At 66.5% G+C, this 11030-nt stretch carries 12 protein-coding genes; all 12 read right to left on the bottom strand.

The window, feature by feature from the left end:
• Positions 1-135: 135 nt before the first annotated feature.
• A complete protein-coding gene (locus ACFQZZ_RS04945) occupies positions 136-903 on the bottom strand; it encodes a hypothetical protein (RefSeq protein ID WP_378674569.1) in 768 nt (255 codons plus the stop codon).
• A gap of 171 nt (positions 904-1074) precedes the next feature.
• Positions 1075-2499 (bottom strand): three-helix bundle dimerization domain-containing protein, encoded by a 1425-nt coding sequence (locus ACFQZZ_RS04950; protein ID WP_378674572.1) that lies wholly within the window; start codon positions 2497-2499, stop codon positions 1075-1077.
• A gap of 322 nt (positions 2500-2821) precedes the next feature.
• Positions 2822-3103 carry a hypothetical protein gene (locus ACFQZZ_RS04955; protein WP_378674575.1) on the bottom strand — a complete coding sequence of 94 codons (282 nt, stop codon included), beginning with the start codon at positions 3101-3103 and terminating at the stop codon, positions 2822-2824.
• A complete protein-coding gene (locus tag ACFQZZ_RS04960) occupies positions 3100-4650 on the bottom strand; it encodes a radical SAM protein (protein ID WP_378676370.1) in 1551 nt (516 codons plus the stop codon). The genes ACFQZZ_RS04955 and ACFQZZ_RS04960 overlap by 4 nt, the downstream gene beginning before the upstream one ends.
• 5 nt (positions 4651-4655) lie before the next feature.
• A complete protein-coding gene (locus ACFQZZ_RS04965) occupies positions 4656-5024 on the bottom strand; it encodes a hypothetical protein (RefSeq protein WP_378674578.1) in 369 nt (122 codons plus the stop codon).
• The gene (locus ACFQZZ_RS04970) at positions 5021-5776 is read right to left on the bottom strand and encodes a prolipoprotein diacylglyceryl transferase (protein WP_378674581.1); all 756 of its coding nucleotides are present in this window, start codon (positions 5774-5776) and stop codon (positions 5021-5023) included. Before ACFQZZ_RS04970 ends, ACFQZZ_RS04965 begins: the two co-directional genes overlap by 4 nt.
• Before the next feature lie 44 nt (positions 5777-5820).
• Positions 5821-7296, bottom strand: a complete 1476-nt coding sequence (locus ACFQZZ_RS04975) for a S8 family serine peptidase (RefSeq protein ID WP_378674584.1) — start codon at positions 7294-7296, stop codon at positions 5821-5823.
• A gap of 38 nt (positions 7297-7334) precedes the next feature.
• Positions 7335-7931 carry an HdeD family acid-resistance protein gene (locus ACFQZZ_RS04980; protein WP_378674587.1) on the bottom strand — a complete coding sequence of 199 codons (597 nt, stop codon included), beginning with the start codon at positions 7929-7931 and terminating at the stop codon, positions 7335-7337.
• Positions 7932-8143: 212 nt separating this feature from the next.
• Entirely contained in the window at positions 8144-9154 is a 1011-nt protein-coding gene (locus tag ACFQZZ_RS04985; RefSeq protein WP_378674590.1) for an LLM class flavin-dependent oxidoreductase, read from the bottom strand.
• Between the two features lie 19 nt (positions 9155-9173).
• Positions 9174-9473, bottom strand: coding sequence for an ArsR/SmtB family transcription factor (locus tag ACFQZZ_RS04990; RefSeq protein ID WP_378674593.1), 300 nt, complete (start codon positions 9471-9473; stop codon positions 9174-9176).
• A gap of 211 nt (positions 9474-9684) precedes the next feature.
• Positions 9685-10263 carry a pyridoxamine 5'-phosphate oxidase family protein gene (locus tag ACFQZZ_RS04995; protein WP_378674596.1) on the bottom strand — a complete coding sequence of 193 codons (579 nt, stop codon included), beginning with the start codon at positions 10261-10263 and terminating at the stop codon, positions 9685-9687.
• A 168-nt stretch (positions 10264-10431) separates the two neighbouring features.
• On the bottom strand, positions 10432-10908 hold the full coding sequence (locus tag ACFQZZ_RS05000) for an HAD-IIIC family phosphatase (RefSeq protein ID WP_378674599.1): 477 nt from the start codon (positions 10906-10908) through the stop codon (positions 10432-10434).
• Positions 10909-11030: the final 122 nt, after the last annotated feature.

The following is an 11030-nucleotide window of genomic DNA, read 5'->3' on the forward strand; positions in this document are numbered from 1 at the left end:
TTTGTTGTGGTGCCGGGCTGCGCCGCCACGACGGAATCGACAGGTAGGTCACGGCGCGCAGCAACCACTCGAAGACGGATTCCCACCCTGGCTGATGGCGCCGATCGCCGCGACCTACGGCGTAGTGACAAGCCGTCAGGCCAGGTCGGCGACCTCCAGGTAGACCTGCCGTTCGACCGCGATCTCGGCGAGGAACCCGTCCGTTTCACCGGCCGACGCCGTCGCATGGAACGCCGCCACAGCGATCTCCCCGGTCCGCAGCCGCTGCCCGGTGAACTCGCGCCGCCCGAGGATGATCGGCTGGGCACGCTCGAACTCCAAATCCCGCACGTCGATCGGCAGCGGCGCACCGAGCATGTCGGTCACGGTGCCCGGGATCAGCCGCGCCACCACGATCTGGTCGAAACTCGGCCGCCGGCCGATCCGGTGCGCCAGGTACAGCCGCCCGGCCCGCCCAAAACACAGGTGGGTGAGCAGCTCGCCGCCGCGGTGCCGGTGTGGATCCAGCTGGGCGAAGGAAACGACCGCCCGAACCGTCGCGAGCACATTCTTCGCGATCGGCACCCAACCTCGCTCGCGGTGGCCGCGAATCAGGGTGCCGCGGAACGCCGTCCGTGGTCGCTCCCGGCGTGGGTCCAGCTCCGCGACGGCGAATTCCTCCGGATCGAAGCAGTGGATGCCGCCGAACCCGATGCGCCGGTCGGCGCCGAGCGCCCTGCGGCCGCGCTCATCCAGCTCGATATCGAGCAGTACCTGAATGTCGTACGGCGACGAAAACATTGGACGATGCGAAAAATAGCAATCAATACCGGTGCCGAACACCACCATGCCATTCGTGCCGGCCGCGGCTGCGGTGTCGCACTTGTCCCCGAACCTCAGCGTGCGGGTGCTGATCCCGTTCATGAGGAGGCTCCTTTCCCTCCAGCCCTTGGCTCAGCATGCCGGGGACCGACCGCGCTGCAACGAGTGTCGAGCTACTCGAATCGGGGCGGGTCGGCTACTCACCAGCCGGGATTCAGCAGTGCGCAGCGGCCCGACGTCGTCGAGTACGGCCGAGGAAGGAGCGATCGACGCTCAGTTGTAGGTCTGCGCGACGCCGTCGAGCAGGTGCTCGAGTGTGTCGTAGGTGGGTGTGTCGATCACGTCGATCAGATCGGCGGGTACCGGGACGTGGTTATCGGCGGTGACCTTGGCGAACGTGGCGGTGTCCCCGGTGCGGAAGCCGTGCTCGGCGGCGAGGCGTTGCAGCTGCGGGTCGGTGGACAGCAGTCGCCCGATCCGGTCACCTTCGGCGTTGAGCGGCACCAACGTGTGCTTGGACAGCACGGTCGGCGACGGGTAGGTCAGCACCATCCCCGGCTTGATCTGTCCACGCGCGGCGGCCTCCACGAACTGGGCCTCGTAGATCAGCACCAGCGGAGTCGGGCCCATGCCAGCAGCGAGGTACTCCTGGAATGGGCCCTCACTGGAGTTCTCGGTGTAGCCCTGGCGGACGAACAGCTTCGATACTGCGGGCAGGACGGCCTGCTCGGCGGCAGGGCCCTGCACGACCGTGTTGTCGTTGGCGACGTAGCTGGCGATGGCGAGGTACATCGCGGCGGAGTTCGAACTGCGCGGGTCGGTCGTGGACACCACGATGTTCTTGCGCACCTGATAGGCCGTGTTGCCCGGCAGGTAATCCCACTGTGTGTCGGTGCGAGCGAGCTCGAGATAGCGGGCCATGTCGAAGGTGGCGACCGGGCCGGGACGCACGACACCCGCCGCGGTCAGTAGGTCCGCGATCGGCTGGAAGGTCGCGATCGCCATGGGCGAGGAGAACGGCGTGTATTTCGCGTTGATGTTGCGGGCGCGCTGGATTCGTTCGGCGGCAGGCCCGCTCGACGGGAACGCGAAATCGTATTTGCTCAGGTCGACCGAAGTGGCGATCTGCCGCGAGCCTGCCGGATCGACCTCGATCCGCACGCCGTTGCGGGCCAGCGCCTCGACGACCTCGGTGTCGGAGAAGAACGCGACCTTCTCCGACCCGACCACACCGCGCAGCGTGGTCACTGATTGCGCGGCGGGCGTCGTGGTGGCGGGTGAATCGGGTTGGCGCACACCGACAGCCACCACGATCGCGGCGACCACAATGGCGGCCGCGACCGACAGCGGCACGATGCGGTTCTTCGTGAAGACCGAGCCGATCGACTGCCGAAGATCCATATTCAGGCGTTGATCTGTCACGGATTGCGGTGTCGCTGACGCTGATTCAATATCGCTGGACGAAGCCACCAGATCTCCGGCCTCAGCCGCTGCCGCTTCCGTCTCCAGTTCGCGTCGGGCAACGCGTTCGACCAGAATGGGAACGAACTCCCGAACAGGATGCCCCTCGAAGCGGCGACGAGCGGTTCCCACCGCGGCCTCGACGCGCTCGACAGGGTAAGTGTCGGTGTAGGTTTCGACCAGATGATCGGTCAACCGGCGGATCGCCTGCTCTTCGCGAACTTTAACGACACCCACCACAATCTCCTCGGCCTCGCATCGGTCTGGAGTCGCGAGAAAGTCACCTGGCCTGCTCGCGCCGCGCCGAACGCTACCGGGATTTCCGAGGCGTCGACACCGAGACATTCACCACGCGTGGCGAGATCCGACTCGATATTTCGTGCTCCGGTACCCCTCCGACGGACCCAGACAGAGCAACTCACCCCAGGTCAGGGCATTCGCACCATATCGATCGCCTGCCCGAACGCCGAAGCGCATCGACAACAGGGCCGCATCCGGCCAGCCCCTGGGGCACGCAAAGTTCAACGCCGCCTAGGAAACTCGCCACCCGATGTTGCCCTTATGTTTGCAGTGCCGCGACAATTCCCACCGCTGCGAGCACCGCGAGGTACATCAGCACAAGCCGGGTGTCGCGCAGCCAGCATTTGCTCCGCCGCAACCCTTTTCGCCACGCCCGCCAGTATCCGACGAACCCGAGGACGGCGAACCCGGTGACCGCCCACGGTCCGATCAGCCAGGTCAGCACTGCGACGGTGGCGACGATGCAGAGGTTCAGCGGATCGTGCGGCGGCTGCCGCGTCGCTTCCTCGTAGTACACGCCGCGACCCTCACGCGCTGTCATCGCACCGTCACCGGCAGCAGCGCCCGATCGACCGGTGCGGCCGCCGACAGTCGCTGCCGAGCCAATGCGGGCCAGGCCTGTACGGCGCAGAACGGGGCGCACTGATCGGCCTCTGATCGCGTCCCCACATGCACACAGCATTGGGTGAGGCGTTCTTCGATCATCGTCGACATATCCATGAACGGTTTGACGGTAATCCGCACGACGCGCTCCCCCAGCAGGGTGCGCAACCGCTTGCGGCGACCTGGCAGCGCCGACGAAGCGAGGGTCAGCAGGGTAGACATGCCGAGATCGCAGTTCTCGCAGATGTTCTGCCACACCCGCCCTATCTCGGGATGCGACAGCGACGACTGCTCCGACAGCAGACCCATCAGCGATTCCTTGACCGCAAGCCGCAATTCCGCTGGCAGCGCGGAATCCGCGATCCGATTCGACACGAGCCCCAACTGATCCTTCAACCGTTCGTGCCCGATCAGCGACACCAGCGACCGCCATTGCCCGGCGTCGTCGCGCAGCAAATACCCGACCGAACAGCAGTGTGGATGCGAGCACGGCAACGCCGTCAGGTCGCGCCAGGTGACAAGGCCGTCGGTCTGCGGCCCGAGGCGGCGCAGCACCCCTGTGTGGGTGAGCCGGTTCATCGGATCGATGGCATTCGAACGGCCCGAACCGAATTGGGGTTGGATCGAGACGCCACCGACGAACGGGGTGTCGAGCGCGACACGCACCACGTCGCCGATTTCACCGTCGTTGATGCCGAGCGCGGTGGTCATCACCAGCGTCGTGAAGACTTGGTTCGCCGATAACCGTTGCAGTGCTTCGTTTTTGCGCCGCCGTAGATCGCCGCCGCGATGATGCCGTGAGGCGGCCGCGGTGACGCCGTCGAACTGCAGATAGACCTCGACCCGCTCTCGATACTCGGTGAGCAGCGCAAGCAGCTCATCGTCCTTGGCGATCCGGATCCCATTGGTGTTGATCAGGATTCGGGTAATCGGTCGCGCCGTCAGCTCGGCCAGCAACTGCGCGAGGGCCGGATGCAGAGTCGGTTCGCCCCCGCTGAGCATCAGCACATCGAGCTTGCCGTTCTCGCGCGCCAGCCGCTGATCCACATTGGCGAGCACGTCGGAGACCGCGACCACGCCGCGCAGATCTGGCGACGAGTCGGCGAAACAGGTGGGGCAACGCAGATTACAGCTTTCAGTGATGTCTTCGAGCAGGATGCAGGTGTGCTGGGTCTGCATTTCGGGCAGGCCGCGCAGATACGCCGAGGGCACCGGATCGAAATTGCCGACCGCATCGGGCAGGTGCGCTTTGGTGGGAGCGGTCCACTGCTCGAGGTACGCCAGGATTTCCGGGTCCTCGTCGTACAGGGTGCGCACCATGCCGTGTCGGTGACAGCCGCGTTCCAGATAGACCTGTCCGCCGCGATCAGCCAGCCAGCCCGACAGCCGCGGCACCCCCGACAACGGCGTGTCCGGTGTCTCGTCGTGGCAGCGCGGGCAGAAAGCGTTGACATAGCGCAGGATTCGATCACCGCGCAGCGGCATACCGGTCACAGCGCTGCCGATCCGTAGAGACCGGGGTTGACACCGGTGCAGAACCCGACAGTGCAGACGGTGACCAGCGCCCAGCCGATCATCAGCCCGATGCCCATGCCCTTGGCGATCGTGTTCCTGGTCAGGATCAGCAGGGTGCCCCCGCCGAATGCCACCAGCGCGCTGCCCACGGCCGCGGTGGCGATGACAGCATTGTTCGTAGTGCTGTCGGCGGCGCTGATCAGCACGAAGAAACCGACGACCGCATTGACGGCGATGAAAAGGGCCGCACCGGTCGCGGCCATACCCGCCAACAGCGCAGCGTTGTCGCCGGGGCGCGGCGGCTGGTTGGGCTGCCAGCCGGGCGGTGGTGGAGGCATGTTCATGCCGCGACCTTTCGTCGTAGGACAACGTCGTAGTGCCCGCGGCGGTGCCCGATCCGCAGGCGGACCACGACCAGCACCAATCCGGGCAGCAGGAACCATTGCGGCCGGGTCAGATCCAGCCACACCGTCTCGTTCGCGCGAGTGAACTCGACCAGGAATCGGAACACCGCATACGCACTCACGTAGAGGGTGAACAGCTCTCCAGGTGCGCTGATCCTGGTCCGCAACCACCACAGCAACCCGAATGCCGCGAGTTGGAAGGCAATCTCGTAGAGGAAGCTCGGATGCATCGCTACCCCGCTCACACATCCCGGGCACGACGGCAAAGTGGTGGGCGCGTGCACCCCCCACGGCAGGCCGGTCGGCCGCCCCGGCGCCTCGGTGAGATGGCAGCCGACGCGACCCACCGCCATCCCCAGCGCGACGGCAGGCGCGAACAGATCACCGGTGCGTTCCCGATACCCGATGATCCGTTTGGCAATCAGCACACCCACATACGCGCCGAGCAGCCCGCCTAGAACGCTGCGCGCCCCGAACATCCAGCTCTCATACGGGTCGAGCGTTTCGGCAATGCTCGACAGCCGCATTCCGATCGCACCGCCGACCAGCGCCCCGGTGACCGCGACAAGCGACTCCTCGCCCAATGCGCCGCGGCGCCGACATTCCAGGACGAACACCGCCGTCGCGACGGCCACACCCAGAGCAACGAAAAACCCGTGCGTCGGGATCCCGAAGATCAGGTTCGGCACCATTGGCTGAGATTAACCGCCGAGCCACGGCCGCAACATGAGTGGAACTACGCGTCGGGCGTCGTTTCGATCAGTGCGCGCAGGTCGGGCAGGGTGCCGATGCGCTGGGTCGCGGGCCGCTGCGGCGCGTCCGTCTGCGGCGATCCGGTCGCGCGCAGTCGCGCTCGGATCTGCGCGGGTGTCTTGCGGCCCGCGCCCGCAGCGGATATGCCCTGGTAGGAGGCGACAGCTCCGACAACGATCGGCGACGCGCTCGAGGTGCCGCTGAAGACGTCGGTGTACCAGAAGTCCTCGTCCGAGCCGCCCTGCAGGTCGCCGTACCCGGTGGTGGTCACCTCGCGCCCCCAGCCTTGCACGTCGATGCGAGAACCGTAGTTGGAGAAGGCGAGTCGCGACCGCGCCGGTCCATGGTCGCGGCCGTGGAAGCCCGGCGGCGGGGCGCCCGCGCCGACGACAATGGCGCCGGAGTCGGCGGAGCCGCCACGGAACGGGTTGCGCCAGGAGATCGGGAAGTCGGCCGGACGGGTGTCGTAGAGCGCATCGTCCAGGTTCTCGGCGCCGTTTCCGGCCGCCTCCACCACGATAACGCCGCGGCCGATGGCGTAGCGGATCGCGGCATTGTCGTCCGGCCACCATTCGATCGCGATATAGCCGCGCTGGTCGGGCCGTCCCGCGTAGTTGAATCGGGGGCCCGGCCGGTGCAGTTCGAGCAGGATGATGTCACCGGCGCTCAGCGCGTCCGCGGCCGTGCGAATCGCGGCCGCGGAGCCCGCTCCGCCGAAGATCGACACCGCCCGGATGCTGGCCTCGGGTGCGATTCCGGTGATGCCGAAGGCATTCACGTCACCGCTGATCTCGCCGGCCACCGCGGTGCCATGGTCACGCCAGCCCAGGTCGCTGGATGGGCTGCCGCCGATCACGCCGCCCTGGTTGTCGAGCAGATCCTCGTGGGTGAACCGCCAGGCGCCCTCGACATCCACGATGCGAATCCCGGTGCCGCGCCCGCCCGGTCGCGTCCAGGCCAAGCGCGCGTCGACGCCCTGCGGCGCCGCATCCAGATAGCCCTGGCGCGCTTCGAAATTCGGAGTTACCGGCGGCGCGTCGGCGAGCGAGGGCGCGACATCGACGCCCGCATCGATCGGCGGCGCGATGGGCGGTTCGGCGGGCGGCTTGACGTAGGCGGCCGCCACCGAGTCGTCCGCGCGCAGTCGCGCGGCGACAGCCTCCGGGTCGGCGACCCCGTGCACCGAAAAATAGTTCAGATAGTCCGCGCCATCCTGCTCCCCTGCCGTGCCAACCAGTCTGCGGTGGAGTCGATTGGCAGGCCCGAAGATTCGGACAATCTCGGCACCCGCGGGCAGTAGGTCGGCCACATGCGATTGGGTGGACCGGCTGGTGTCCAGTGCGATCTGGTCGATAGCCGATATCGTGCGTTCGGTGACGACGATCAGCTCCGCGGCCGATCGAGTCACCCCGGCCTGCGCCGACCCATCCGAACTGTGACGCCGGTGTGTAGATGCCATGTGCAACAGTCAACCTGTTGCACGGCCGACTCGCCAGCTCAGTTGGGCGCCAATGGAACCCGAGCCGCCGCCGGCAGGCTCACCACATCGCCGCGGCCACGGGCTCCAGTGAGGATCTCCAACGCGCCGAGCACCACCAGCAGACCGCCCGCCGCCAGCGCCAGGACGTCCAGCGAATCGAAGGGCACCACGATCACCACAATCCCGATCACCATGGTGAACAGGCCGAACAGCTCCTGCTTGCCACCTTCGGGCAGACCGTCGTGCCACACCGCAACGGTGGCCTGGATGACCCCGCGGATCGCCCAGGCGATGCCGATCCACAACGCAAGCAGCAACACGGAATTCCCGCTGCGGAAGCACAACACCGCCAGGCACACCGACAACGCGCCGCTGACGAATACCAGCACGCGCAGCGGCATCGCGAACCGCGAGCCCACCGCGATGATCAGCTGTAGCGCGCCGCTGAGCACTAGATATAGCCCGAACAGCAGCTCCGCGATCGCCACCGATTTGTGTGGCCACCCCGCGATCACCACACCGAGCATCAACGAGCAGACACCGGCGACCAGCACCACCTGCCGGGTGCCATGAAAAAGCACACCTGCACGCCCCGCACTCTCGTTTTCGGGCATAGCAGCATGATATGACCACGAACTACAGATAGCCGATCGTTTGCGATCAGACTCGCGCGGTAATGACAACCCCGCGCGTGTCGGAGCCGTCCCGAAACTGCCACGGTGCGGTGACGTGCGGGCCCTCCGGCACGCCGTCGGGGCGCAGGACCGCAGTGCTGGTGATGGCACCGCTGGCCGGGGACGTCTGGTGATTCGCCGTCGCTCGCCGGTTATTCGGCGAGTAGCGAAGCGGCCGTGGCCATCGCGCCGCCGGTGAGCTCCACGGACCGCACTCGATCGTCGATCTGCGTGGCGTGGTGAGCGAGGATGAGCTCGTCGGCGTGGATGGAGGCGCCGAAATCCTCCAGGTAGCCACGGACTTCGGCGGGTGTGCCGACGGCGGTGTAGCGGGTCATCGAGGCAAGCTGGCTGCCGTTCGGCGAGGCCAGGAACGCGTCGATCTCCGCGTCGGTGAAGGTATTTCCGCCCGCGCCCCGCGAGACCATCGCCCGGGCTCGAGCCCGGTAGGCGATTGCCTTCTGCGCCACCGCCTCCTCGTGGTCCTCGGCCGTGAACACATTGACACCGGCCATGACATACGGCTCGGCCTGCTGCTCCGACGGCTGGAAGCTGTCGCGGTAGACGGCGACCGCCTGGTGCAGGGCGTCCGGCGCGAAGTGGGAAGCGAAGGCGTACGGCAGACCGAGCTGAGCGGCGAGCTGAGCGCCGAACAGCGATGAGCCCAGAATGTAGAGCGGCACAACACCTTCCGCCCGCGGAACCGCCTGCACGCCAGGTATGCGCGACCTTCCGGTCAGGTATCCATGCAGCTCCAGCACGTCCTGCGGAAAGGAATCCGCCGAGTTCGGGTTGCGTCGCAGCGCCAGCATGGTCTTCTGGTCACTGCCCGGCGCCCGGCCCAGCCCGAGGTCGATCCGCCCGGGAAACAGCGTCTCCAGGGTGCCGAACTGCTCCGCGATCACCAGTGGCGAGTGGTTCGGCAGCATGATGCCGCCCGAGCCGAGCCGAATGGTGTCGGTATGCGCCGCGACATGGCCGATGAGAACACTCGTGGCACTCGAGGCGATGGAGGGCATGTTGTGATGCTCGGCGTACCAAACGCGTCGGTAGCCACTGCGTTCGGCGGCCCTGGCCAGCGCGACGCTGTTGTCGAAACTGTCGCGCGCGGTCTGGCCGGGCGCGATCGACGCGAGGTCGAGGATGGACAATGCGGTGGGCATAACGGCTGCCTTTCGTGGATCAGAGGACGCGGTGGAGTTGTTCGGTGAAGGCGCTGATACGGGCGTCGTCGCGCCGGTAGTACGTCCACTGCCCCCGCCTGGTGGCACTCAAGAATCCGACGCGCTGCAAGATCGCCAGATGCGCCGACATGGTCGACGCCGAGGTCCCCGCCTTCTGTTGAAGGAGACCGACACACACCCCGAGCTCTGCTGTCTCCCCCGCCCGTTCCGGGAAACTCGCATCCGGATCCTTGAGCCACTCCAGGATGCGCAGCCGGGTCTCGTTCGCCAACGCCTTGCACTCGTCGAGCACACCCACCACCCTTCGCCATTTCGCTAATTAACGAACTTACTCCGTGCGCGACCGATGGACACCATGACGCTGCTCACTGGCATGGAGAACAGGCAGGCGGCCCCGCCGGTTCGCACATGTGCAGACCGCGAAGCCCGAGGCAGCGCGGCACGAACGAGAACACCGATCGACTGCTGCGTCAGTACGTGCCCAAGAACGCTGACCTCCGCCGGTATGGCTAGCGGTCGACTGCCGTGGGCAAGGGATGTTCGGGATCCAACGCGGGCAGGCCGTCGATGCTGTGCCCGTTGTCGCCAGCGATCCGCCGGGCGAACTTCTCATCGGGCTGTCTGGCGTGGTAGGCGTCGAGCACAGGGCGCTCGCCGACGAGGTCGTAGTAGGGCACCGAGTACCCGCACGAGTCGGCGATGCGATCCACCGCGATAACAATCGCCATCCGAACACCAGGATGATCACTGCCGAAATGCTGGCGCAGGGTATCGAACTCCGCATCGACGGGCCGGACAACCCGGCCGGTACCGAACAGGCGCAGAATCCGCGAGTTGTGGGTGAACGAGCAGAACATGATGGTAATCCGACCGTTGTCGCGCAAGTGCGCGATGGTCTCGACTCCACTGCCGAACAGATCGAGGTAGGCCACGGTGTGATCATCGAGCACCGCGAAGGTATCGCGGTACCCCTTCGGAGACAGATTCACTCGGCCGCCCGTCGACGGCGCGGTCGCGACGAAGAACATCGCCTGCTTTCCGATGAATTCACGCAACGACTCATCGATATGCGAAAAAACCTTCGCCACCGGGCTCCTCTTCCCACGCCATCCCGATGCAGGACTGCGAACGGAGGCTAACATGCGCCCCGCAGATGGTTTCCGGCGTGGTCCCTGACGGCGACAGTATGCGTAGCCGTCCAAAGGATCGGCGAGGCGGGAGAGCTACCCGCCGCCGCTGCGCGCGACTACGCACAGCTATAGCGCGGGAACCCGCGCGAAACCCAAAGGGGGCGTTGGGTTCGGGCCGGTGCGCAGGACCGGGCGGAACTCTGGGAGTGCGGGTAGGACGTCGACGTTGCGGGCGGCGTAGCAACGGACGTGGGGTAGGGCGCGCTGGACTTCGGCGCGTTCGATCGGCTCCGCGTCGAGGAAACCGATGGTGTCCAGGGTGAGGCCGAGGGTGGTCGCGATTCGGACCAAGGAGGAGGACTTGCGGCCCCAGCCGATTTCGATGGCGGAGAACATCTCGTACAGGCCGTGTCGGTAGAGCTTGTCGAGGGTTCGTTCACGGTCGCTGCGGCTGGCGACGGCATGCCAGATGCCGCGGTCGCTCAGGTTCTGGAGCGCACGCACAGCCTCGGGCCGCGGTGCGGTGCTCGTCGCATCGCACACGACACCGTCCCACAGGGTGTTGTCCAGTTCCCAGACAAGACATCTCAGAGCCGGTCTCATCGGCCTGCCCCTATCGCTCGGTCACCGCTGCCTTTCCCACCGTGCCGAGCACAGCAGATGGGTACTGCACACCATCCAGGGCACGGCACGTACCGGGCAAGCCCCAGGTTTCCTGGGAGCCG

This window comes from Nocardia sp. GCM10030253 (assembly GCF_042675075.1).
GTDB lineage: Bacteria > Actinomycetota > Actinomycetes > Mycobacteriales > Mycobacteriaceae > Nocardia.

Bases quoted from the DNA above. Each gene is read 5' to 3' on its own strand.
- ACFQZZ_RS04945 (WP_378674569.1), bottom strand. From the start codon at position 903: ATGAACGGGATCAGCACCCGCACGCTGAGGTTCGGGGACAAGTGCGAC.
- ACFQZZ_RS04955 (WP_378674575.1), bottom strand. From the start codon at position 3,103: ATGACAGCGCGTGAGGGTCGCGGCGTGTACTACGAGGAAGCGACGCGG.
- ACFQZZ_RS04960 (WP_378676370.1), bottom strand. From the start codon at position 4,650: ATGCCGCTGCGCGGTGATCGAATCCTGCGCTATGTCAACGCTTTCTGC.
- ACFQZZ_RS04965 (WP_378674578.1), bottom strand. From the start codon at position 5,024: ATGAACATGCCTCCACCACCGCCCGGCTGGCAGCCCAACCAGCCGCCG.
- ACFQZZ_RS04970 (WP_378674581.1), bottom strand. From the start codon at position 5,776: ATGGTGCCGAACCTGATCTTCGGGATCCCGACGCACGGGTTTTTCGTT.
- ACFQZZ_RS04975 (WP_378674584.1), bottom strand. From the start codon at position 7,296: ATGGCATCTACACACCGGCGTCACAGTTCGGATGGGTCGGCGCAGGCC.
- ACFQZZ_RS04980 (WP_378674587.1), bottom strand. From the start codon at position 7,931: ATGCCCGAAAACGAGAGTGCGGGGCGTGCAGGTGTGCTTTTTCATGGC.
- ACFQZZ_RS04985 (WP_378674590.1), bottom strand. From the start codon at position 9,154: ATGCCCACCGCATTGTCCATCCTCGACCTCGCGTCGATCGCGCCCGGC.
- ACFQZZ_RS05000 (WP_378674599.1), bottom strand. From the start codon at position 10,908: ATGAGACCGGCTCTGAGATGTCTTGTCTGGGAACTGGACAACACCCTG.